This is a genomic window from Brevibacillus dissolubilis, from assembly GCF_006170445.1.
GTDB classification, from domain to species: Bacteria; Bacillota; Bacilli; order Brevibacillales; family Brevibacillaceae; genus Brevibacillus_B; species Brevibacillus_B dissolubilis.
The window spans coordinates 306,572-328,181 of sequence record NZ_VCNA01000005.1 but is presented as its reverse complement, the minus strand read 5'-3'; the positions used below and the strand labels follow the sequence as shown (position 1 = coordinate 328,181).

Here is a 21,610-nt window from a genome sequence, read left to right as displayed (position 1 = left end):
ACAACGCAAAAACCCCGAGTGCGTTATACACAACCAGGGGTTTTTGCCATCTGTCTACTCTTCTGTTTTCTCAGCCGCTTCGTACTTGCCATGTGCCCCGTCGCAGTATGGCATCGTAGCCGATTTGCCGCAACCGCAGATTTTGACGGTGCGCGGTTCTTCCACTTTGACGATATAGGGGCGCTTGCCGGTCTCCTTGCCGTTGTGGGAGCCGTTGCAGTATGGTGGCTCATCACTGAGACCGCACATACAGTAGAATTTAGGGCCTGGCTCTTCATGGATGATGTATGGGCCTTTTTTGTCGTACATAGACATGGTGTGATACTCTCCTTTGCTGGTGCTTCGTTGGAGCTGTTATTTCTTCACCACAGGGAGCAGGATGTAGGAAGCATGTGCCTGGTCATGATATACCGTGTTGTTGGCGATCAGCATATCTTCCGGACGGTCTGTGCCAATCGGATTGCCTGTATTTGTATTGCGGTCAAAACGCGGGAAGTTGCTGCTCGCTACCGCGACGCGGATGTGATGACCTTTTTTGAACGTATGGCTGGTGTTCCCCAGTTTCACGGTGAACTTGTACACTTTTCCGTCTTCCAAAAAGACTTCTTTATGCTGCCCTTGGTGGAAGCGTGCGCGCAGGATTCCGTCGGTGATCAGCGTGGACGTACCATCTGGAGCCACGTCGCTTAGACGGACGACGAAGTCTGTGTCTTTGCGGTCAGACGAAGCATAGACCACGGCAGACACCTCGCCTGTGATGGTCAGATCATCTGTAAGCTTCTCGCCGGTATAGGTGAGTGAGGATTTTTCCGCTTCACGCTGGTCTTCTGGACCAACCAGATCTCGCTTCCCTTGAATGTTGATGTCTGGGAAAATCAGCTGCCCACCGATCGTAAGCGTCGGGTCGTTCGGATCGTAGACGTAAGAATCCGCCTCTTCCCCGCGTGGCTTCGCAAGCGACAGGGAGCCGTCATTGAGCGACTCAGCCGTACCGGTATCACCTGAATGGAAGTAATAACGCTTCGGCCCGGTGCGGATCGGCCATGTATCCGTTTCTGTCCATTCATTGCTGCCCATGGTGTAGTACGAGACAGCGGCTTCTTTCATGATTCCGTTATCTTCCCCTTTGAGCCAGTAATCAAACCAGCGCTTCATCTCAGCGGTCAGATCCTTTTCATCCCCGGCAAACTCAGGGCTGTCCCCGATATTCATATGCGACCAAGGGCCAACGAGCAGCTTCTGATTGCCGAATGCTCCCTCGCCGCCTTTTTTCTGCAATCCAACGAAGTTCTTGAGATTTCCTTCTCTAAAAATATCATACCAGCCTGCCACTTGGTAGGTGGGGATGTGGCTGTTTTTAAACATCAGCGAGTTGTCGTAATGCTTGAAAAAGCCGTCTTTTACCGCATGCTGGAACCCTTCATAGTAAGCCGGCACTTTGGTTTTTTCAGAGCCTCTCTGGTTGCCCAGTGTCGGGAATTCGGTCAGCGGGTTGTACCAATACAGGCTCTCTTTGCCCGCCAGCTTCAGATAGGTTGCAGAAGCGGTGAGGAATTCCAGACTGGTCGGACCGTACTTCTTGGCCATATCATAAATGTTCTGGGAGGCAAGCCACGATTGGATCAGCTCTTGGCGGAACGCCCCGCCCTGGAACACGACCTCATCATAATATTGGGCTGGTGCCGCTATGACAAACATCGCCTGAAGATTCGGATTCTTGGTATCTTGCATCACGTTCTGTGTCATCCCACGTGCGGAAGCGCCAAACATCCCGATCTTCTGGTTGCTCCACGGCTGCTGCGCGATCCACTCCAGCGTCTGTTCACCATCTGCTTTATCGGAGCGGAACAAATAATCGGTCTCCCCTTGGGAAGCGAATTTCCCACGCACATCCTGCACCACAACGACATACCCCATCTGGGCAAAGGCCATCCCGACATCGGCATAATCACCTTTTCCATGCGGGTCGATAAATGCACCACTTTTATAGGTAGTCCGGGTAAACAGAACCGGATATTTCCCCTCTGCCTCCGGGCGGTAAATCCGGACAGCCAATGGTGTGCCGTCTTTCATCACAACCATCTTGTCTTCCACCTGGACAGTCGTGCCGGTCTCGGCGGTTAGGGCTTGTTTGACTGACAAATTGCCAAAAGTCTGCTCCGGTACAGCAGGTGCTTCAGCGGCAAATGCAGGCACGGTTGAACAGCCGACTAGTGAGAATAGCGCGACAATTGAGAGCGCTTTAGCGAAACCGATTTTCATTTCCTCATCTCCCTGTTTCTGGTTCTATTGGGACAATCGTATCCCCAACCAAGGGCCTGCGTCAATCCTTCTAGGACAAATAGCAAAAAAGAGATACCAGCCAACCCTCTTGGACTGAATATCTCTTCGTCATGTTAGTGAGTAGGAATTTTTTCCCAATCTACCTGTACCTGCGCTAACTTTAGATTATAAGGCTCATCGGTCAACCGATTCAGAGAGAGTTCCTGTCCCTCTTCCTCTGTCTGGGTCAAAATCTCGTTGACAAAAGCAAGCAACAGCTCGGTTTCGCCTGTGAGTTCGAGCGTGACCGGCACTGGCTCTGTGGATTGATTCAGCTTCATCGCGGAGATGATCACTTTCTGATTATCATTGACCACCGCGTACATGCTGGAGCCGGTGAGTGTTCCGTGTACGAATAACTTGTCTTGGGAGACGGAAACCTTGGAGATGTTCTTGAGGATCACCTCTTGTTTCAAGGTGCGTCTTCTTCTTCTTCCACCATTTTTTGTGAGGAGCGTTCCTGTGGCTTGGCGGTCAGCGGGACGCTCTTTGGGTGTTTCGATAGTGGGACGAATCGTTGTTACTTCATCAGGCCAGACGAGTGACATGATGTTCCCTCCTTATACGGTGTTTGTAAGGTAATACTTTTTTACCATGTTTTATTTAGTTTTATTCTAATATTGGTTTCTCATTTCGCCGCAATCGCGCGATTGAAGAAACTTTCGACATTATTCGACAATTATAGATGAAAAAAAACGCTCTGTACTGTGCAGAACGTTTTTTATAATGACTATAAAATAAGTTCAACTATACCCAAGGGTCTGGAGCTTCTGGGCCAATAATCACAGCAGTTGGAGATACCGTCGCTTTCGGTGCCACTTCAATAACGCCAAAGGATGTAGCCAGAGACAGGACTGCAGCAACAAAAATTGATTTTTTTAGGAGTTTTTTCATAATACCTCATCCCTCTTGTGTCTTATTTATTATATTATATACCGCTTCGAACATTTCTAGTAGTTCCAATGTAATGTTTTTTTGATTTTTTCGAAAAAAATTCAAAATCAGTTGGATACAGGTGTTCACTTCACGGTACGACTGGATTGTTCCAAAGGCCTCCATCGCTTTGAGCAGGCTGTTGATGCCTTCTTGTTCCAATCCTTGAGAGAAGAGAAAGGTTCCTTTTTGTTGGTAATATGTCCCAAGCTCCATCTGTTTGTACGGGTTGGTAGGCCCAAAATCGAGCAGGGTCTCTTCGGCAGCCAGAATCTCCTGCATCGCTTCCACCATGTCAAACTGCAGGTAGACTTCCAACAGCTTATTGGCAATGTGAATCCGTGCATGGGGGCTGGATTCTTCAAAACAAGCCTGCAGCGTCTCGATGCCCTGAGCATACTCCCCTTTTTTGGCATATAGAATTCCCCGCAAAAACTGGGCGTTCTCCTGTACCTGCTCCGAGTCAAACTTGGTGTACATTTCAAGATATACCTCAGCCATCTCATAATTCCCCATCAATGAGTAGGAGTTGGTTACCGCCAGAACGGCAGCAATCCTTGGGACGCTGATCGTCGTATCTTCGTGGATGGCGGCACGGCACAGCTTGATACACTGTTCGTACATCTTAAGCGAAAATGCTTGAATTCCCAGATAATAATAGGCACGATGCCGTTCATGCGAGTCCAGATAGTCGATATAATCGAGAATTTGCAGACCCTCGCGGTAGGCTGCTTCCGCTTTGTTGATGTCGTAACGGTTGATCAGGTATTTTTGCAGGATGGCTTTGGCCAAATACCGCTGCATGCCGTGGTTGCGGGCATACTGAATGATCAGCTCATAGAGTGACAGCTTCACCGGAATATCGAGAATCGAACCAGCCACGTCATAGAGGTGGCCTACAGCGGTATAGCTGTCCTCCTGAGAGGCTTGAATCAGGCGGAGTGTCACCTTGGAGAGCATCGACACATTGGACAGCCTGACCGCTTCCGCCAGCAGTTGGCGCAACGCATCCATCCGGTGTTCGGTCTCTATGTATTCCTCAACCACTCGCTCTAGCGGAATGCCCAGTTCACTGGCCAGCGATTTCATCGTTTTCAGCTCTGGGCGACGCGTGGAACCGTTTTCGATTTTGGAGATGACGCTCTTGCTGACACCCGTGCGCTCAACTAATTGCTGTATGGTCAGACCAGCCTGTTTGCGGTAAAGATGAACGAGTTCCCCTAATGTCAGCGTGTTCATGGTCAACTACTCTTCCTCTCTTACACACCGAAGCGGGCAAATACCTCTTCCATCTTCTCAATGACGGGCAGGGAGATTGGTATCTTCCGCGTACGATGATAGGCGATGATCGTTTGCATGCTTTGGTAGATTTCCTGATGCACATTCGTATCTTTACGGGCCAGCCCGGCACTCCTTTCGTAGAGCTCGATGGCTTCCCGGAATTGTTGGGTCTGTACGTAGTAGTGAGCCTTATGCTTATAGTAGCGTGCCAGCTCGTCTTGCTTGTAGGGAGTCAGACTTGGAAACGTAGTCATCAGCTCCTCCTGGGCAAAGATCTCCTCCATCGCCGTAAAATCATCGATCAGTGCATAGAGCTCCAGCAGCTTGTTGGCGATATGGATCTTGGCATTGGAGCTAGCTTCCTCAAAACAGGCCAAAAGCGCAGGGATCGCTAAGCTCAGCTCCCCTTTCCGGTAATGAAAAATCGCCCGGACCATCCTCGCATTCTCTTCCACATGCGGGTAGTCATTCTCCTCATACAAGCGAAGATACTCTTCCGCGGTTTCGAAATCACCAAGAATAGAGAAGCTGTTGACTGCGGCCAGAATGGCTCCTGCTCGCAGGGCTGACTTGGTGTTATCTTCCTTTAACGCCTGTTCGCAAAAAAAGGTACTCTCTTTATAATTTTTTAAATTAAAGGAGTGAATGCTCAGTCTGTAGTAAAAGTCAACTCGCTCCTGAGCGGTCAGATATGAAATGTAATAGAGAAGCTCCATACCAATCCAATACGCTTCCTGCAGCCGATCAAGATCCACACGCTTGATCGTAAATTTCTGCATCAGAGTTTTGGCTACATAGTTTTGCAGACCATGCTCGCGGGCATATTTGAGGATCAGTTGGTACAGGTTCATCTGGGTGGATGGGCAGAGGACCGAATTGGCGATGGTGTATAGCTCATCCAACGCCTTTTGGCTGTCACGCTTGGGGGATTGGATCAGCTTGATCGCCACCTTGCCAATGAGTGACTGGTCATTACGCCCAATCATCTCCAGAAGCAGGTCGCGCAGAATCTCCGGGCGCTGCTCCACCTTGATATAGTAGGAGATGGCTTCATCATACGGGATTTGCAGGGCATGAGCGACCGTTCGAATCGTTTTCAGTTCAGGCCGCTTCGTCTCTCCATTCTCCAGCTTGGAGATAACGCCCTTGGACAGGCCTGTTCGCTCTGCCAGCTGAGGCAGGGTAAGCTGGGCATTTTTCCGATGGTTGCGGATCAATTCGCCAAGCGACTGTAAGGTATGTTGATCAGTTGGATAATCAGTCATCAAGATCACCTTTACCTATTGATATGCCATCGTTTTTAATATTTTGTTAATACTTTATCATATAAATTTATGAAAAGGAATGTACAGAAAAAAGGGCATTTCTGCCAAGCCCGATGCAGAAATGCCCTTGATATCAGATATGTATATTATGGATGCATGAGTTCAAACGCAGAAACGAATTGTTCTGTCTTTTCCCGGTCTTCTAATAGTTCCAGTGTCAAGCCGCTCATGATGGGAAGCTCTCTGTGAATGATATCAAACTGCATCATCAAATCCTTGCCTTGGAGCTTGTCCAAAGTCGCTTTGACGGACGCATGCTTTTTAGCCAGCCGGTTCAAGAGCTTGATTGTCAAATCCCGCTTTCGTTCCAACTGTTCTGGAGTTAATTGACCCACGCTTATCTGCCCCTTCTTTTTATACTTATTCAAATTAGTTATATATCAAAATTATACCATTTCCTCACAAAAAAAGAATCCCAAAACGTCCTTTCATTTGGGATTCATTGGGTATAATGGGAAACTCTTATCGTTTGCGGGTCAGTGGTGGTGATCCATAGGGCTGTTTGGAGCGAGGAGGAGAAAAGATCAATGCCCATTTCATTCCCTCGCGTGCGTTGGGTCGCTTAACAGAGGCTACAGATTGTGCAGGCTGTTGGACCGATGGTTGGAGCATGGGCCGCTTGAAGCCTGCTCCTCCCTCATGCTGGTGTGGGGCATCACGGCCTTCGGAGACTGGTGGGAGGTCATATTCAGACGGAGCCGTGTTAGTCGGGATGCCTTCGTCCCACTTGTCCTCCCACTCATCATCCCAGCCTTCCTGATCTGCTAAGTCATCGTCGTCATCTTGCTCCCAAGCTTCCCCCGATCCATGATGGGTCGGGTGTCTGTCTGTTGACGCTGGATAGACGGTCGTGCGCTTTTTTTCCCGGCTCCCTTGACCACCGATCAGGTTGAACAGAATCTCCAGAATATCAGCGATCACATCCATCACAGAGACCCCCTACCCCTGCTCATCGTCGATGCCTGCATCTGCCTTCTCATCCACATGCCCGAATGATTTGCGCATATGGGTGTCGGCCTGGAGGTTTTGCAGGTTATAATAATCCATCACGCCGAGCTTGCCTGTGCGGAGTGCTTCTGACATCGCCAGTGGAACCTGTGCCTCGGCTTCGACGACCTTGGCCTTCATCTCTTGGACACGGGCTTTCATCTCCTGCTCGGTAGCGACCGCCATGGCACGGCGTTCCTCTGCTTTGGCCTGGGCGATGCGTTTGTCTGCTTCTGCTTGGTCGGTCTGCAGCTGTGCCCCGATGTTTTTGCCTACATCGACGTCTGCGATATCAATCGAGAGAATTTCAAAAGCGGTCCCTGCATCCAAGCCTTTGTTCAGTACCGTCTGCGAAATTCGGTCTGGGTTCTCCAGCACGTCCTTGTGGCGCTGGGAGCTACCAATCGTCGTGACGATCCCTTCCCCGACACGGGCGATAATCGTCTCTTCCCCCGCCCCACCGACGAGGCGTTCGATATTGGCACGGACGGTTACTTTGGCTTTGGCGCGGACTTCGATCCCATCCATCGCTACAGCAGCAACGACCGGAGTTTCGATTACTTTTGGATTGACGCTCATCTGGACAGCCTGCAGGACATCACGGCCGGCGAGATCAATCGCGGCGGCACGCTCGAACCCGAGATCGATATCTGCACGTTGGGCGGCGACCAGAGCATCAACGACACGGTCGACGTTACCACCGGCCAGATAGTGGCTCTCCAGCAGGTTGGTGTTGAGATCCAGACCTGCCTTATGACCCTTGATGAGCGGGTTGACGATCCGTGCCGGTACGACACGGCGCAGGCGCATAGCAACCAGGGTGAGAATCCCCACTTTTACCCCGGAGGCGAGTGCTGAGATCCACAGCATCACCGGAACGAATGAGAAAAACACAGATAAGGCAATCACCCCTACAACGACGAAGAAAACAAGCGAAACAAAGCTTCCATCCATAACAACCTACTCCTTCCAATCTGCATCCTGTTGTTCTTGCACGACCACGCGGGCCCCTTCTACCTGTACGACGGTCACGGGTGTTCCCTGCGTAATGTAATTACCGACGCTGACCGCATCGATCCGCTTCTCATTCATCTGCACCACTCCAGCGGGACGCAGTGGGGTCAGAGCCACTCCAGTCTTACCGATCAGCTCCCGATGGTTTGGGACTGCGACGAATCCGTCTTCATTGTGCTGCTGATCAGTGAGGACGAGCTTGTGCCAGACACCCCGCATCCCAAAATACCGATAGAGCACATAAGCGACCACAGCCGAAATGGCGATCGCCACACCGAGTGAGAGAAGACCTTGGCTGGTATCAGCAGCAGCAAGCACCAATCCCCCCACCAGACTGACGAACCCCAGCCCACCGACGATGCCGCCCGGCAGTACCAGCTCGAGCATCAACAAGAGGAGTCCCAAAAGAAACAGCCCGATATGCATCAGACTCGCATACCCCGCCACCAGATGCCCGTAAAAATACAAGGCAAATGCCAAGAGCCCAATCACCCCTCCCACACCACGACCAGGAGCAAAAAATTCGATGGTTAATCCGACGAGCCCAAGGGTAAATAACAGGGAGAGCATGTACGGATGGGTCACGATGCTGGCAATCGTCTCTGTAATGGTTGGTTCCATCAGATCTCTACCTCCTTTCCCCCATCATCTGTCAAATGCTACTAAGATATACGATTCATGGTGGAGTTCCGTTGCAACATTTTGTCGATATAAAATTAAAAAACCCGACCTACCGAAGTAGACCGGGTTTTGACGCATCTATTTAAGATGGTAATTCTTCAGAGACGACACGTTGGACGAGTGCACCTTCGGCTTTGCCTTTTACTTTCGGCATCAGCGCGCCCATCAGTTTACCCATCTCTTTTTTAGAGCTGGCACCTGTCTCAGCAATCGTCTCGCGGACGATCTGGCGAAGCTCATCTTCGCTCAACTGTGCAGGCAGATAGTCGGTTAACACTTCGATTTCATCGCGTGTCTTGCTGGCTAAGTCTTCACGACCAGCCTTTTCGAATTCCTGGAGGGAGTCACGGCGTTGCTTTAACTCACGGGCCAAGATTGTAAGCAATTCGTCTTCAGACAACTGCCCTTTGTTAATCTCTTCGTTCTGGATAGCGGCTTTCACCAATCGAATAACAGAGAGCTTAAGGGCATTTTTGTCCTTCATCGCTTGCTTCATATCCTGATTGAGTCGCTCCATTAAACTCATGATGAGCCCTCCCGTAAATTAGTAACGATTACGCTTACGAGCCGCTTCGGATTTTTTCTTGCGTGCTACGCTAGGCTTTTCGAAGTGGCGGCGTTTACGAACCTCAGCCAATACACCAGCTTTCGCACTTTCACGCTTGAAGCGACGCAGTGCACTTTCCAAAGACTCGTTTTTTCTAACGCGAATCTCTGCCATCTATTTTCCCTCCCTCCGCTTAAAACCGTTGGGACAACTGTTCACTTACAGAATGTCATACATCATTATAGACTAGATACCTACATTTGGTCAACCATTCTAGGCGGATTCGTCTTGAAACCCTGCAAGAAAATGATAATGGATGTGGAAGACCTCTTGTCCTCCCTCTTTTCCGCAGTTGTTGATGAGGCGGAAGCCCTTGAGTTCAAGCTTTTGCGCCAGCTTCTGGGCGACTGCATGGATGTGTGCAAGGATGGCAAAATCATCGCCCTCAACGTCCATCAGAGTCGGGATTGGCTTGCGCGGGATAATCAGAAGGTGCACAGGAGCTTTTGGGCTGATGTCGTGAATGACAATTACCTGTTCATCTTCATACTCTACCTTGGCCGGAATCTCACCGTCCATGATTCGGGTAAAAATGCTTTTTTCCACGTGGATGACGCCCTCCATTCATTCATACATAGCATACGCAGTGTGTTCGTATGTATAAGTCAGGATATTATTTCCATGATATCATAAAAAGGCAACAAACGGGAAAATGTCTTGCTTGCGCCAAGTCACGCATGATAGCATGGCGTAAGATTACGTTACGAAAGTACAAAGGAGCGATAACGCCATGCAACTGACTACGCTGGCTGACATCCAAACGATGGCACAGGGCCTGATTATCCAAGGTGAGCCATCCCAAGGCGTACGTGCGACGCATTTTGATACGAGACAATTGACTGCGGACAGTCTGTTCGTTGCGCTGAAGGGTGAAGCGCGCGACGGCCATGATTATCTCCTGACCGCTTATGAGGCAGGGGCTGTGGCGGCACTTGTCTCTGATCAGACGAAGATTCCAGATGAATTACCGCAGGATTTTGGGCTGATTCTGGTCAATGACACGCTGCGTGCTTATCAAAAGCTGGCGACTGCTTACCGGGAGCGCTTCGACATCCCGTTCGTCGCGGTGACGGGCAGCAACGGAAAAACGACAACCAAGGATCTGATCGCTCACCTCCTGGGCAGTCAGTTCCATCTGTATAAAACGTATAAAAATCTTAATAATCATATTGGTGTGCCTTATTCGCTCACCCAGATCGACGAGACGCATCAAGTGGCGGTACTGGAGCTGGGGATGAATCACGCGGGTGAGATCGATCTGCTGGCCTCGCTGGTTCACCCGCAGATCAGTGTGATCACGACGATCGGGGATGCTCATATCGAATTTTTCGGGACGCGGGAAAAAATCGCGCTGGCGAAAGCGGAGCTGCTGCCGCATAACAATCCGAACGGTCTGGTGCTGTTGAACGGAGATAACGAGTATCTGCGTCAAGTAAGCCATCTGGCCAAAGGTGAGGTGTGGTTCTACTCCGTGGAAGGCGAGGCGGATATCTGGGCGGACAACTTGCGTGCTACTGATGAAGGAACGCATTTTACCGTGCATTTCCGTTCAGGGGAAACGTTCGAGGCGTACCTCCCGCTGCTGGGTAAGTTTAATGTGCAGAATGCGTTGCCGGCGATTGCGATTGCGCGGTATTTTGACATGACGGTGGAGCAGATTACGGATGCTCTGAAGAGTGCGAGTGTGTCGGGGATGCGCTTTGAGGTGGTGCAGACGGAGTCAGGTGGTCTGTTGATCAATGACGCGTACAATGCGAGTCCCTACTCGATGAAGGCTGCGCTGGAGACACTGGCTGGGATTTTTCCGGAGCGTCGCAAGATTGTGGTGCTCGGGGATATTTTTGAGCTGGGGGTAGACAGTGCTGTGCTGCATGCCGAGGTTGGGGAGTATGCCAATCGATATAAGGATTTGTTCCCGCTGGTCGTGACGATTGGGAAGGATTCGCGCCATATCTCTGAGCGGTTTACGGGGGAAAAGCTCCATTTTGATACGAAGGAAGAGGCTGTGGAGGCGATCCGGCCTTATGTGGGACGTGAGTATGCTGTGATGGTGAAAGCGTCTCGGGGAATGAAGCTGGATTGGCTTGTGGAGCAGTTGAAGGGCTAGGCGAACACCGACCTGATATGCATCGTTAAAAAGAAGAGCCAGGACATCTCGATTTCGGGAGAGCGTCCTGGCTTTTTTGTGTGCGTTCGATTTGCTGACACCTTTGTCTAGCCGATGGTTGGCTTAGATCAATTCCGCAAGGTGTGTTTTTGGATCGTAGACAACAAGCTCCTCCCCTTCCGCTACGCGGTGCAGGAAATCTGGATTGGAGATGAGTGGACGGCCGAATGCGGCGACGTCGATATAGCCTTCCTCCAGTGCTTTTTCCGCTGTGTCAGGGTCGAGGTTGCCTACGCCGATGATCGCGCCGTCCCAGTGCTTGCGGACCAGCTGGTGCATATTTTGGCCATCTGCGAGGACTTGGGTGAAGTCCATGGTGGACGGGTGGATGATCTTCGCTCCCGCTTCCTTGAACATATCGGTGAAGGTGCGGAGCGCGGCTTCCGGGTCGTCCCACATATAGGTCGGGTTATCCACCTTGAAGGCGGAGAAGCGGATGACGGTTCGGTCTGCGCCGATGGCATCAATCACGGCTTGGAGTACTTCTTTCATAAAAGTCAGGCGTCCGGCAAGGTCTCCGCCGTAGCGGTCTGTGCGCTGGTTGGCGGCATCATAGGTGAACTGGTCGATCAGATAGCCGTGTGCTCCGTGGATTTCGACCCCGTCAAAGCCTGCTGCGATGGCGTTCTTGGCGGCTTGGGCGAATTGACCGATCACTTCTTGGATGTCTTCTGTGGTCATCGCTTCTGGAGTGTCATATGGTTGGCGAAAACGTGCGATCATCCCCTCTGCAGCGATTGCAGATGGAGCCTGCGGAAGCAGATTGCCAGCCAGTTCACGGTGAGAGAGGCGTCCGACATGCCAGATCTGTGCGATGATCGTGCCGCCTTCACGGTGGACTGCGTCCGTGACCTTTTTCCAAGCGTCGATCTGCTCTTGTGTGTAGAGTCCGGGTACGCCGGGGTTTCCTTTGCCGCGCGGGCTTATGACGATGCCTTCGGAGATGATCAGGCCGATGCCATCTGCTGCCCGTCTGCGGTAGTATTCGGCTACGTCCTCACCGACAACACCTGTCTGTTCATCTGCGAAGCAACGGGTCATTGGGGCCATCGCGGTGCGGGTCTTGAGATTCCAGGCTCCAAGCTGGATGGGTTCGAACAGCTTGGCTTTTGCGGTTTTGGTCATGGGGGAAGCTCCTCTCGTTTTCGTTTGTGGGAGATGGGGAACGATTCGGTCCTTTTGATTGTTCATGAACTTCTCCAAATATAGTATCTTACTGTAATTTCCATTTCAAGTGATTCATTATGCAAAAGTGTCGGTTAACTCGATGGGATCAGACGCAAAAAGCGTGCACAGCATCGTCTCGACAAGGAGTATGCTTGCACGCTTTTTCATTCGTATTTATTGTTCCGTCTTCCCTACTCCAGCTCTTCTGCAGACACCACATTCTTCTGCTTCTCTGCATGGCGATCCAGCGCAAGCTGTACGAGTCGGTCGATCAGCTCGTTGTACGGGATGCCCGCTGCAGCGAACAGGAGCGGGTACATGCTGTGTGGCGTAAAGCCTGGCATGGTGTTGACTTCATTGATGTAGATCTGATCGGCTGCTTCATCCCAGAAAAAGTCGACACGAGTGAGACCTGAGCCATCGATCGCTTGGAAGGCGGTGCGGGCCATCTCCTCCATGCGGGTGACGACGGATTCCGGTACATTGGCAGGGATTTGCAGCTCAGTGCCCGCGCCTTTGTACTTGGCTTCGTAGTCGTAGAATTCTTTGGCCGCGATCACTTCGCCGACGACAGAGGTGAGCAGCTCTTCATTACCCAGCACCCCGATCTCCAGCTCGCGCGCTTTGACGAAGGATTCGATGACCAGACGGCGGTCAAATTTGCAGGCCAGTTGAAGCGCTTCGGAAAGCTCAGTGCGGTCTTTTGCCTTGGAGATCCCGACGCTTGAGCCCATGTTGGCCGGCTTGACGAAGCACGGATAGCCCAGCTCCTGCTCGATCTGATCCATCACGGCGTCGATTTCCTTTTCCACCCGGTTGCGGAGGACGCCGACGTATTTGACCTGTTGCAGACCAACTTGGGCGAAGACGTTTTTCATCATCCATTTGTCCATCCCGACAGCGGAGGCCATGACTCCTGTGCCTATGTATGGGATGCCAGCCAGCTCCAACAGCCCCTGAATCGTGCCGTCCTCACCGTTAGGCCCATGGACGACCGGGAAGATGACGTCAACTTCTTTACCAAAAAACATTCCAGGTGCTTGCGGCTGGCCGCCAGATGCGACAGCGGTGTCTTGCTGTGCGGCATCGGTGGTTGCTTCTGTTCCGGTTTTTCCGTTGGTCAGACGCAGTTTTTCAACATGTACTAATCGTGCATCAGCAACGGTCTCACCTTGAATCCAGCTGCCTTCGAGCGTGACGTAGACCGGTTTGATTTCATATTTATCAGGATCGACCGCTTTCATAATGGAAAGGGCGGTACGCAATGAAACCTCATGTTCGGATGATTTGCCCCCATACACAATGCCAAGGCGGATTTTGTTCCCCATGTAAATAATGCCCCTTTCTCTCCTCTTGCTGTAACAAGCAACTTTCTCCTACTCCGTATGGTATGCAGGAGCCCAGTAAATGCCCCCCATCCTTTTTGGTACTTATCCAGCATACATAAAGTATTTCGGCAAAACAAGGGGACACATTCACTTTTGTCCTAGGCGTTTCATATGATAAACACAAAGTCTGGCGCCTGTTCATGGCACTCTTTTCGCAAAATGGGAGGGATGTACCATGAGAGATTATCTGCTGTTATGCACGTACTGCTCCAGCTACACCCTGCTGCACACGTACAATAAAGAGACCGGCAACTTTCTGGGTGAATATTCGCTTCTGCATAACGCCCACACGCACAACAGCATCATCCTGCATAAATTTTTGCTCGCCCACCTCGGCCACCCACTCCGCCTGATTCCTTCCAAGACGGATGAGTATATGAATGTGATCTGTACCGCGACCCGTTTTCTCGAAGATGATATCGACAAATACGTCGCAGAAGCCAAGGCCCAGAAGGAATACTGGGAGCGGGAAAAGCGGAGCGAACGGGATATCGGCAAGGTACAGGTGCATATCATCGAGCATCTGCTGGAATTGGAGCTGAAGATGCTCGCCGACATCCGCGCTCATACTCCGGCAGAAAGCCAGGTGCTTTTGGGCAAGGAACTAGCGTTCAAAAAAGCGCTGGAGATCCTGCAAAAGGTGAAGTCGGATAAGCAGTTTACGTGAGTGTGTATTTGAAAAAAGAACATGGATGGATGCATGCATGGGTTCCTGTCGGGGCTCATGTTTTTTATTGAGTTTTAGTTTCAGCCTAGGTAAAATATTGAAAAGCCATAGATGAGGTGACAGATTCATGTTTACATACGCGCTTAGTGATCTTGCTTTTTTACGTATATTGAACGTACAGGATGCCGAAGAATGCTTTGCCTTGGTGGATGCCAATCGGGAGCATCTGCGCCCTTGGCTGCCTTGGGTGGATAATACTTTGACGCCGGCAGACTCCCGTGCTTTTATCGAATTCACGAGCAAGCAGGTTGGCAACAATAACGGCTTTCAGGCGGGGATTTTTTACGAGGATAAGCTGGTTGGGATGATTGGGTTTCATTCGATCGACTGGGCTCATAAAAAGACGACGATCGGCTACTGGCTGGCAGAAGGGTATCAAGGCCGCGGGCTGATGACCTCGGCTTGTCGGGCGCTGATCGACTATGCGTTTGACGTGTGGAAGCTCAATCGGATTGAGATTCGGGCGACAGTGCAGAACGTCCGCAGCCGGGCGATTCCGGAGCGATTGGGCTTTACGCTGGAAGGGACGGTTCGCCAGGTGGAGTGGGTGAATGATCGGTTTTATGATCATGTGGTGTATGGGTTGTTGGCGGAGGATTGGAAGAAATAGATATATAAATAGCAAAAAACAGCACTCTATTCTTATTAATAAGGAATGGGTGCTGTTTTTGTGAACGCCGCATATCATGGATATTCTTCTTTCCACTTTTTCAAACCATACTGAAAATTAAAGTTATTGATATAGACTAATTTGTGTTTGTTTAATAATTCTTCAGGTACTTTATTAAACTCTTCCGTATTTGTACTCATGAATATTTTCACTGAATCGGGTCCGATTTCTTCACATCTTTTTATGATGCTGGCCAGTATGTAAGCGTCAAGAGAATCTCCCTTTGTAAAGATGTTTAACGGGCTAATCTCATATCTTGCCAGTTGAAGAACCCTTTCATCAATGTGCACCACATCTATTTGATCAATGATCTCTTGTAGGTTTTTTTCGAAGTCTTGCTCACTATATTGATCCATTTGTTCATTCACTTTATGCAGTACATCCATCTGTTCTCGGGAGATGATCTGATATTTCAGCAAGTTATCCTGGTAAGCTTCCATTTGGGACAACCATCTGGTGAACTCCTGTTTGATCCTTCTGGTCGTTGCTAACGATTCAAACGTTGAATAAAACGGGATTACAAGATCGTACCCCCCTACACGACTTCGCTCTATCAGTTGCTTTGCAGCTTCATGGTCTTTATATCGTAAATGGGGATATAACAAACTGATAAGGAAATTGGTTTCAACGAAGACGGTGGCATTGTCCACTAGTTATGCCCCCTTGACTACTCTTGCATTTTGCAGCAGGTAAGGGAGTTTCCGTGATATCAGTTTGGATCGGGTGTAAGACTTGCCTTCTCTGATCTCTTCCACCAATTCGATAAGCTTTGCGTATACTTGACTCTCGAACTCTTTGTCGGTAAGATCTTGGACTTTCTCTGTATTCTTTTCCTGATCGATGGGAAAAAGCAAACTCGTATCAATACGCTTAATTTCATAATCGGTTTTCTTCCCTGTTAATGGGATTCCCTCGGTAACCACGAATGTACTGTCAGGGGTGATCAATAATCCGATTTCAGTATAAAAGGCATCCATGTAATGGATAAGCTGTTGAATTCCCAAGTTCGAGTTCATATCCATTTCCTTACATTCAATAACCACGACCTCTTTACCGCTATCTTTGTCCACGATCGCAAAATCCGGTTTTACGTATTTGAAATTATCCATCCCTTTCCCCCCTTACGATGTAATCTTGATATTACATTTTATCAGCATCCCACACAAAAAACCACAGAACGTGTTCTCCCAAACACCATCCTGTGGCCTATTATTGTCCTATTTACTCCAAAGCTGTACCCCACGCTCACGCTCCATCCGCTCGCGTTCCTCCTGCGTCAGTAGTAACACGACAGCCGCTTGTCCATCCGAGTGCCAGACAAATTGACGCCCGGTATCGGTGATCAGTGCGTTGACACTGTCGATGAGCGTTTCGATATCCATCCAATCCTCCAGATACTTCGGTGTAATCGTATGTCTTACCCCATGCAAGGTGAACTCAATGGTAATCGGCCCCTCTTCCCCGTCCCAGGTCTCAATGATCTCGGTTGGGTGAAACTCTCCCTGCGAGATTTCGGCCCAGCGGTAGAGCGTACTTACATAGACCTGTTCACCAGGCCCCACATCTGCTTCCAGATCATCCGTCCAGACTCGGACTTCGTCTAAGACCAGCATGTCCAAGTCAGTAGAAGCGTGTTTGAGGCGGATCTGGCGTCTATATTCATCGGCATAAAGCAACTTGAGGATATTCACAAGCTCACGGTCGGCCAAATCGTAGTAGTAAGAGAAGAAGCCCATGTTCCGATAAAAATGGATAAAGTCCAACAGCCAACGGTCCTCTTGCCCACGGCGTATCCGGCGAGAACGGCTGACAAGGGCATATACGGTGATTACGGCCAAAAAAAGACCAATGCCGATCAGTATGAAGCTGAGTTGCGAATCGTCAGTGATCGTGTCCATCGTTTCCCTCCCCTACCATACCTATACCCGATATATGTCGTGGGAAAACTGGAAAAAGGCGCAGATTTGGTTCATCTGCACCTTTTTTATCATGGTTATCGCTTACTTGCGATCCCGTACCTCAAAAATCGCGAACTTCAGATAATGCCCCTCATCTGCGCCGCTGATTTGCGGGTGGTCTTTGCCTGCCCCACGGAATTCGACGAGACGCAGGATTTTTTTCGCATCGTAGGCAGCGTCTTGGATCGTCTCCATGAACAGCTCGGGTGACATGTGGTACGAGCAGGATGCCGTGACGAGATAGCCACCTGGACGGACGAGCTTGAGACCATGCAGGTTGATATCCTTGTAGCCGCGGCATGCGCCCTTGACCGCTCCACGGGACTTGGCAAACGCAGGTGGATCGAGGATGACGACATCCCACGTGTTGCCCTGCTCCACATTTTCACGCAAGTAGTCGAAAGCATTGGCGACGACGAAATCGACGCGGTGCAAAAATCCATTGAGCTGGACGTTGCGCTTCGCTGTCTCGACGGCATGCTCGGAGATGTCGAGGGCGGTTACTTTTTTCGCCCCGTGCTTGCAGGCGTTCAGTGTGAAGGAACCGGTGTGGGTGAAGCACTCCAGCACCTCGGCACCATCCCAGAATGGGTTTTTCACCACTTTGTTGCGTCGGATGTCGACTGGCTTGGTGACGATCTCGCCTTGCTCATCCAGCATCGGTTCTGCACCAGCGCGGCTTTTGCCGTTCTTGTCTTGAAGCGGTTCGCCGTCGGTGGCAAGCGGCCGCAACTCGATGCCGTGCTTCGCTCCCCAGCCGGTCACGAGCGGAGCGATGGCTGCGCGGTTTTCACGTTGGTCATAGAAAAAGCCGGTCTTCTGCCCTTCGATGATGTCGACGATGTACTTCAGACCGTTCTCTTCGATCTCGATCTCGCGCGGGCAGTCGCCGTAGAGCACCTCTTTGGTCTCCTCCAAGCCTTCCAGCTTACGTACTGGCACATCGTTGCGCAGATAGATGCCTGTTGGTGCGAAGACTTCGATCAAGGCTTGCTTGATCAGGTCGAGGCGCAGATCCATCCCGAGGGAGAGGATTTGGGCGACCAGTACGTCATTGTAGCGGTCAACGATTAAGCCCGGCAGGAAGTCAGCTTCGCCGTAGATGAGACGGCAAGCGCGTGGGTTGTCCACAAAACGGGTGCGCAGCTCGCCTGCCTCACGGAAACGGCGGATGAAAAAGTCGAGATCGATCTTCTCCTCCTGGTTATAGCTCATCACACGGACGATCATCTGGGAATTGGGATTGATGTAGCCTTTGGCGAGGAACGCGCCAGACGCATTGACAACGTCGACGATATCGCCCGGAATGTAGTCGCCTTGGATCTCTTGCACCTCAGATTGGAAAATCCATGGGTGGCCTGCTTCGAGGCGTTTTTTGCGGTTTTTGGTCAGAATTACTTTTGCCATAGGGTTGTACGGCCTCCTAGTCATGCTTGTCTTGGTACAGGCATAGCGTAAGTAGTAAACATATCGTTTAGCACTTGGGGGGATTTTTTGCCATGTCGTGGTTTTATGATATAATCCTGCCGTTTAGCTTGGGATTAACCTTTTTCCTGTTGGGTATGTATGCGATGCGCATCGGGTTTCACAATCTGGCGGGAGAGCGGATGGAGAGGATGATCCTCCGCTTCACGCAGACGCCGACACGCAGTTTTATCTCTGGTCTATTATCTACTTTTGTCTTGCAAAGCTCAAGCGCGGTCACGGTGCTGACGATTGGTCTGACGCAGTCGGGGGTGCTTAGCTTCGCCAATGCGGTCGGGATCATCCTCGGCACCAATGTGGGAACGACCGTCACGACCCAGCTGATCGCACTGAAGCTGGAAGAATTCGCGGTACCGATGCTCTTGATCGGGGTGGCGATGTGGCTGCAACGAAAGCTGACCATCCGTTGTCTCGGGCTGATCGTCGCCGGATTCGGTCTGATCTTCCTTGGGATCGATACCATGCAGGTGATGGCCAAACCGTTGGAACACTCAGAAGCCTTCCGCAAGCTGTTTATGGACAGCGGCAGTTCGATCTGGATCGGACTTTTTACCGGGACGGTGTTCTCCGCCTTAATCCACAGTAGCTCTGCAACTACTGCGATCACGATGGGGCTGATGGCACACAATATTTTCACGATGGAGACGGCGCTTGCTATCGTGCTTGGGGCCAATATCGGGACGTGCTTTACCGCAATTATCGCCAGCTTCGGCACCAACACGGCATCCCGTCAGGTGGCTTGGCTGCATACGTGGTTCAATGTGGCGGGTGCGATTGTGTTTTTGCCGCTCCTCTCTATTTTAGCCAAGATTACCGCTTCGCTAACGAGTGATCCGGCGACGCAGATCGCACATGCACAGACGATCTACAATCTGGTCTGCTCGCTTGTGGCGTTGCCGTTCGCCTATCAGATTGCGCGGTTTATGAAATGGCTCATTCCGGAGAAGAAGCGGCGGTAAATCATCCCAACAACAAATGCAGCGGAATGTAGTAGAGAGACGTGATCACACCAGCCAAAATCATTGCCAGACTGGACGCCGCAGCCTGCCGCTCAGAATCGCGCAACAGACTCGCTGTCCCAATCGCATGGGCACTGGTCCCAACCGCGATGCCAATCGCCCAGTCATCCGTGATCCCCAGTGCCTTGAGATACGGGCGCATCATCACACTGCCGATAATCCCGGTGATCGCCGTAAACAATGCAGACAGTGGTGGAATCCCGCCGATGTTTTCGGATAATTCAATGGCAATCGGCATGGTGACGGATTTGGATAAAATACTACGGGTCAGAACTGGATCGGCCTGCAACATTTCCATCGTGATCCACGTCGATATCATTACTACCCCCGTTCCAAAGGCAACAGCCACCAGCACGCTTCTCCACATGCTGGTCAGCTGTTGCCATTCTTTTGCTACGGGATAGGCAAGCGCCACGGTAGCGGGTCCAAGCCAAAACGTGATCCACTGACCACCCTTGGCATATACCTCAAAATCGCCGGAGATCAGCCACCAGATGAACCAGATCGCCACAGCAGACAAGATCATCGGATGCACGCGGGGAAATCGTACCGATAGGCGACGGACGCCGAGATAGACCAGCAAGGTAAGTAAGATCGCCAGTAATTCCATGTTACTTCTCCTCCTTTGGTTCAAAAGAGGTTTTGATGGTCTTATCCCGGGTATCCCGGGCAGCGATTCGATCGTGTGCCTTCTGTACGATCTTGCCCGTAATTAACATAATCAATGGCGGTCCGGTCAGCATCGCCACCGTCACCGGAATCGCCTGCTCCTGCAATAGCCCTGCATACTGTGCCACCCCCACGATGATCGGGATAAAAAAGAACAGCATGTGCCGAAGTAAAAATTGACAAGCCTGCTCCATCACGGCAAAGGTTACCCAGCCTCGCAACAGGCAGAGTGTCAACAGCATCAATCCGATCAGATTGCCGGGCAATGGTACGCCTGCATGCTGCAGCAGCACCCCGACACCGTAGCAGATCAATAAAATGATCCATCCCCGCAGCGCTGTTTTCCAGTCACCGCGTGAGACAGTGACGCCATCTTTTCCAGTAGGTTTCTCTTCGCTCATCTGTCTCTTCTCCTCTCGGTCGGTACAAACGTTTTTGCCATTAGTATACACCTGTTTGCCCCGAGCAGAATAGAAAATCGAAATGAAAAACCCGACCGCATTCTTCAACGGTCGGGCTTTTTGCATGAGCGGGTCGATTGCTTAGTAGCCGCTGCCTTCTGCTTTTACGCCAGAAACGATGGAAACGCCTGCGCTCGCACCGATGCGGGTCGCACCTGCTTCGATCATCGCCACCGCACCTGCGGTATCACGCACGCCGCCGGAGGCTTTGACACCGATGTCAGGGCCTACGGTTTTGCGCATCAGAGCGATGTCTTCTACAGTCGCACCGCCAGGACCAAAGCCTGTGGAGGTCTTCACGTAGTCCGCACCTGCTTCTGCGCAGATGTTGCATGCGGTTACTTTTTCCTCGTCGGTGAGCAGACCTGTTTCGAGGATGACTTTTACGAGTGCGTCGCCGGATGCTTCAACAACTGCTTGCACGTCGCGTTTGACCAGATCGAGGTCGCCGGACTTGAGTGCGCCTACGTTGAGTACCATGTCTACTTCGTGTGCGCCATTGGCTACAGCGTCACGGGTCTCGAATGCTTTTACCTCTGGAGTGTTGGCACCGAGTGGGAAGCCGATGACGGTGCAGACTTTTACGTCAGAGCCTGCGAGCAGCTCCGCAGATTTTTTCACCCAGATTGGGTTGACGCAGACGGAGAAGAAATTGTACTCTTTCGCCTCTTGGCACAGTGTTTCGATCTGGGAAGCAGTTGTTTCTGGCTTGAGGGCCGTGTGGTCAATGTACTTGTTCAATTGCACAA

Annotated in this window: 25 protein-coding genes and 1 pseudogene; 4 read left to right on the top strand and 22 right to left on the bottom strand. The window is 51.0% G+C overall.

What is annotated here, in order from left to right; translation table 11 throughout:
• Nucleotides 1–54 precede the first annotated feature (54 nt).
• The 13 genes from FGI41_RS12475 to FGI41_RS12420 form a co-directional block, all read right to left on the bottom strand.
• The gene (locus FGI41_RS12475; protein ID WP_139490474.1) at nucleotides 55–315 is read right to left on the bottom strand and encodes a CDGSH iron-sulfur domain-containing protein; all 261 of its coding nucleotides are present in this window, start codon (nucleotides 313–315) and stop codon (nucleotides 55–57) included.
• A 39-nt stretch (nucleotides 316–354) separates the two neighbouring features.
• The gene (locus FGI41_RS12470) at nucleotides 355–2,262 is read right to left on the bottom strand and encodes a CocE/NonD family hydrolase (protein ID WP_139490473.1); all 1,908 of its coding nucleotides are present in this window, start codon (nucleotides 2,260–2,262) and stop codon (nucleotides 355–357) included.
• A gap of 134 nt (nucleotides 2,263–2,396) precedes the next feature.
• Nucleotides 2,397–2,870, bottom strand: a complete 474-nt coding sequence (locus FGI41_RS12465; protein WP_139490472.1) for a hypothetical protein — start codon at nucleotides 2,868–2,870, stop codon at nucleotides 2,397–2,399.
• Between the two features lie 199 nt (nucleotides 2,871–3,069).
• Nucleotides 3,070–3,216: a hypothetical protein gene (locus tag FGI41_RS24970; protein WP_176560255.1), complete on the bottom strand. Its 147-nt coding sequence runs from the start codon at nucleotides 3,214–3,216 to the stop codon at nucleotides 3,070–3,072.
• A gap of 6 nt (nucleotides 3,217–3,222) precedes the next feature.
• Complete coding sequence (locus tag FGI41_RS12460) at nucleotides 3,223–4,494, bottom strand: helix-turn-helix domain-containing protein (protein WP_139490471.1); 1,272 nt, start codon at nucleotides 4,492–4,494, stop codon at nucleotides 3,223–3,225.
• Nucleotides 4,495–4,514: 20 nt separating this feature from the next.
• A complete protein-coding gene (locus FGI41_RS12455; RefSeq protein WP_139490470.1) occupies nucleotides 4,515–5,801 on the bottom strand; it encodes a helix-turn-helix domain-containing protein in 1,287 nt (428 codons plus the stop codon).
• 146 nt (nucleotides 5,802–5,947) lie between these two features.
• On the bottom strand, nucleotides 5,948–6,196 hold the full coding sequence (locus tag FGI41_RS12450) for a hypothetical protein (RefSeq protein ID WP_139490469.1): 249 nt from the start codon (nucleotides 6,194–6,196) through the stop codon (nucleotides 5,948–5,950).
• 127 nt (nucleotides 6,197–6,323) lie between these two features.
• Nucleotides 6,324–6,788: a hypothetical protein gene (locus FGI41_RS12445; RefSeq protein ID WP_139490468.1), complete on the bottom strand. Its 465-nt coding sequence runs from the start codon at nucleotides 6,786–6,788 to the stop codon at nucleotides 6,324–6,326.
• Nucleotides 6,789–6,800: 12 nt separating this feature from the next.
• Nucleotides 6,801–7,802: a flotillin-like protein FloA gene (floA, locus tag FGI41_RS12440; protein ID WP_139490467.1), complete on the bottom strand. Its 1,002-nt coding sequence runs from the start codon at nucleotides 7,800–7,802 to the stop codon at nucleotides 6,801–6,803.
• Between the two features lie 6 nt (nucleotides 7,803–7,808).
• Complete coding sequence (locus FGI41_RS12435) at nucleotides 7,809–8,483, bottom strand: NfeD family protein (protein WP_139490466.1); 675 nt, start codon at nucleotides 8,481–8,483, stop codon at nucleotides 7,809–7,811.
• 142 nt (nucleotides 8,484–8,625) lie between these two features.
• Entirely contained in the window at nucleotides 8,626–9,069 is a 444-nt protein-coding gene (locus FGI41_RS12430; protein WP_139490465.1) for a GatB/YqeY domain-containing protein, read from the bottom strand.
• Nucleotides 9,070–9,087: 18 nt separating this feature from the next.
• Complete coding sequence (gene rpsU, locus FGI41_RS12425; RefSeq protein WP_139490464.1) at nucleotides 9,088–9,264, bottom strand: 30S ribosomal protein S21; 177 nt, start codon at nucleotides 9,262–9,264, stop codon at nucleotides 9,088–9,090.
• Nucleotides 9,265–9,363: 99 nt separating this feature from the next.
• On the bottom strand, nucleotides 9,364–9,696 hold the full coding sequence (locus FGI41_RS12420) for a histidine triad nucleotide-binding protein (RefSeq protein WP_139490463.1): 333 nt from the start codon (nucleotides 9,694–9,696) through the stop codon (nucleotides 9,364–9,366).
• Nucleotides 9,697–9,880: 184 nt separating this feature from the next.
• Here FGI41_RS12420 and FGI41_RS12415 point away from each other — a divergent pair, with 184 nt between their 5' ends.
• Entirely contained in the window at nucleotides 9,881–11,257 is a 1,377-nt protein-coding gene (locus FGI41_RS12415; RefSeq protein WP_139490462.1) for a UDP-N-acetylmuramoyl-tripeptide--D-alanyl-D-alanine ligase, read from the top strand.
• Nucleotides 11,258–11,380: 123 nt separating this feature from the next.
• Here FGI41_RS12415 and FGI41_RS12410 read toward each other — a convergent pair.
• Both FGI41_RS12410 and FGI41_RS12405 read right to left on the bottom strand, forming a co-directional pair.
• Nucleotides 11,381–12,427 (bottom strand): annotated as a pseudogene (locus FGI41_RS12410) (alkene reductase); the annotation flags it as partial.
• A 248-nt stretch (nucleotides 12,428–12,675) separates the two neighbouring features.
• Nucleotides 12,676–13,812 (bottom strand): D-alanine--D-alanine ligase, encoded by a 1,137-nt coding sequence (locus FGI41_RS12405; RefSeq protein WP_139490460.1) that lies wholly within the window; start codon nucleotides 13,810–13,812, stop codon nucleotides 12,676–12,678.
• A 235-nt stretch (nucleotides 13,813–14,047) separates the two neighbouring features.
• Here FGI41_RS12405 and FGI41_RS12400 point away from each other — a divergent pair, with 235 nt between their 5' ends.
• Both FGI41_RS12400 and FGI41_RS12395 read left to right on the top strand, forming a co-directional pair.
• The gene (locus FGI41_RS12400; RefSeq protein WP_139490459.1) at nucleotides 14,048–14,539 is read left to right on the top strand and encodes a hypothetical protein; all 492 of its coding nucleotides are present in this window, start codon (nucleotides 14,048–14,050) and stop codon (nucleotides 14,537–14,539) included.
• Nucleotides 14,540–14,666: 127 nt separating this feature from the next.
• Nucleotides 14,667–15,209, top strand: coding sequence for a GNAT family N-acetyltransferase (locus tag FGI41_RS12395; protein WP_139490458.1), 543 nt, complete (start codon nucleotides 14,667–14,669; stop codon nucleotides 15,207–15,209).
• A gap of 74 nt (nucleotides 15,210–15,283) precedes the next feature.
• On the opposite strand, the gene FGI41_RS12390 is transcribed toward FGI41_RS12395, so the two are convergent.
• From FGI41_RS12390 to FGI41_RS12375, 4 genes are all read right to left on the bottom strand, one after another.
• Nucleotides 15,284–15,919 (bottom strand): PIN domain-containing protein, encoded by a 636-nt coding sequence (locus FGI41_RS12390; RefSeq protein ID WP_139490457.1) that lies wholly within the window; start codon nucleotides 15,917–15,919, stop codon nucleotides 15,284–15,286.
• A 3-nt stretch (nucleotides 15,920–15,922) separates the two neighbouring features.
• Nucleotides 15,923–16,378, bottom strand: coding sequence for a hypothetical protein (locus FGI41_RS12385; protein WP_139490456.1), 456 nt, complete (start codon nucleotides 16,376–16,378; stop codon nucleotides 15,923–15,925).
• Nucleotides 16,379–16,486: 108 nt separating this feature from the next.
• Nucleotides 16,487–17,167 (bottom strand): hypothetical protein, encoded by a 681-nt coding sequence (locus FGI41_RS12380; RefSeq protein ID WP_139490455.1) that lies wholly within the window; start codon nucleotides 17,165–17,167, stop codon nucleotides 16,487–16,489.
• Nucleotides 17,168–17,269: 102 nt separating this feature from the next.
• Nucleotides 17,270–18,634, bottom strand: a complete 1,365-nt coding sequence (locus tag FGI41_RS12375; RefSeq protein ID WP_139490454.1) for a class I SAM-dependent rRNA methyltransferase — start codon at nucleotides 18,632–18,634, stop codon at nucleotides 17,270–17,272.
• Between the two features lie 92 nt (nucleotides 18,635–18,726).
• On the opposite strand from FGI41_RS12375, the gene FGI41_RS12370 reads away from it, so the two are divergent.
• Complete coding sequence (locus FGI41_RS12370; protein WP_139490453.1) at nucleotides 18,727–19,671, top strand: Na/Pi cotransporter family protein; 945 nt, start codon at nucleotides 18,727–18,729, stop codon at nucleotides 19,669–19,671.
• A 1-nt stretch (nucleotide 19,672) separates the two neighbouring features.
• Here the strand turns inward: FGI41_RS12370 and FGI41_RS12365 are convergent, their stop codons facing one another.
• From FGI41_RS12365 to deoC, 3 genes are all read right to left on the bottom strand, one after another.
• Entirely contained in the window at nucleotides 19,673–20,341 is a 669-nt protein-coding gene (locus tag FGI41_RS12365) for an LrgB family protein (protein ID WP_139490452.1), read from the bottom strand.
• A 1-nt stretch (nucleotide 20,342) separates the two neighbouring features.
• Nucleotides 20,343–20,801 (bottom strand): CidA/LrgA family protein, encoded by a 459-nt coding sequence (locus FGI41_RS12360; RefSeq protein WP_176560253.1) that lies wholly within the window; start codon nucleotides 20,799–20,801, stop codon nucleotides 20,343–20,345.
• Between the two features lie 141 nt (nucleotides 20,802–20,942).
• Nucleotides 20,943–21,608: a deoxyribose-phosphate aldolase gene (gene deoC / locus FGI41_RS12355; RefSeq protein WP_139490450.1), complete on the bottom strand. Its 666-nt coding sequence runs from the start codon at nucleotides 21,606–21,608 to the stop codon at nucleotides 20,943–20,945.
• Between the last annotated feature and the right edge of the window lie 2 nt (nucleotides 21,609–21,610).

Bases quoted from the DNA above. Each gene is read 5' to 3' on its own strand.
- FGI41_RS12475 (WP_139490474.1), bottom strand. From the start codon at position 315: ATGTCTATGTACGACAAAAAAGGCCCATACATCATCCATGAAGAGCCA.
- FGI41_RS12470 (WP_139490473.1), bottom strand. From the start codon at position 2,262: ATGAAAATCGGTTTCGCTAAAGCGCTCTCAATTGTCGCGCTATTCTCA.
- FGI41_RS12465 (WP_139490472.1), bottom strand. From the start codon at position 2,870: ATGTCACTCGTCTGGCCTGATGAAGTAACAACGATTCGTCCCACTATC.
- FGI41_RS24970 (WP_176560255.1), bottom strand. From the start codon at position 3,216: ATGAAAAAACTCCTAAAAAAATCAATTTTTGTTGCTGCAGTCCTGTCT.
- FGI41_RS12460 (WP_139490471.1), bottom strand. From the start codon at position 4,494: ATGAACACGCTGACATTAGGGGAACTCGTTCATCTTTACCGCAAACAG.
- FGI41_RS12455 (WP_139490470.1), bottom strand. From the start codon at position 5,801: ATGACTGATTATCCAACTGATCAACATACCTTACAGTCGCTTGGCGAA.
- FGI41_RS12445 (WP_139490468.1), bottom strand. From the start codon at position 6,788: ATGGATGTGATCGCTGATATTCTGGAGATTCTGTTCAACCTGATCGGT.
- floA (WP_139490467.1), bottom strand. From the start codon at position 7,802: ATGGATGGAAGCTTTGTTTCGCTTGTTTTCTTCGTCGTTGTAGGGGTG.
- FGI41_RS12435 (WP_139490466.1), bottom strand. From the start codon at position 8,483: ATGGAACCAACCATTACAGAGACGATTGCCAGCATCGTGACCCATCCG.
- FGI41_RS12430 (WP_139490465.1), bottom strand. From the start codon at position 9,069: ATGAGTTTAATGGAGCGACTCAATCAGGATATGAAGCAAGCGATGAAG.
- rpsU (WP_139490464.1), bottom strand. From the start codon at position 9,264: ATGGCAGAGATTCGCGTTAGAAAAAACGAGTCTTTGGAAAGTGCACTG.
- FGI41_RS12415 (WP_139490462.1), top strand. From the start codon at position 9,881: ATGCAACTGACTACGCTGGCTGACATCCAAACGATGGCACAGGGCCTG.
- FGI41_RS12405 (WP_139490460.1), bottom strand. From the start codon at position 13,812: ATGGGGAACAAAATCCGCCTTGGCATTGTGTATGGGGGCAAATCATCC.
- FGI41_RS12400 (WP_139490459.1), top strand. From the start codon at position 14,048: ATGAGAGATTATCTGCTGTTATGCACGTACTGCTCCAGCTACACCCTG.
- FGI41_RS12395 (WP_139490458.1), top strand. From the start codon at position 14,667: ATGTTTACATACGCGCTTAGTGATCTTGCTTTTTTACGTATATTGAAC.
- FGI41_RS12385 (WP_139490456.1), bottom strand. From the start codon at position 16,378: ATGGATAATTTCAAATACGTAAAACCGGATTTTGCGATCGTGGACAAA.
- FGI41_RS12380 (WP_139490455.1), bottom strand. From the start codon at position 17,167: ATGGACACGATCACTGACGATTCGCAACTCAGCTTCATACTGATCGGC.
- FGI41_RS12375 (WP_139490454.1), bottom strand. From the start codon at position 18,634: ATGGCAAAAGTAATTCTGACCAAAAACCGCAAAAAACGCCTCGAAGCA.
- FGI41_RS12370 (WP_139490453.1), top strand. From the start codon at position 18,727: ATGTCGTGGTTTTATGATATAATCCTGCCGTTTAGCTTGGGATTAACC.
- FGI41_RS12365 (WP_139490452.1), bottom strand. From the start codon at position 20,341: ATGGAATTACTGGCGATCTTACTTACCTTGCTGGTCTATCTCGGCGTC.
- FGI41_RS12360 (WP_176560253.1), bottom strand. From the start codon at position 20,801: ATGAGCGAAGAGAAACCTACTGGAAAAGATGGCGTCACTGTCTCACGC.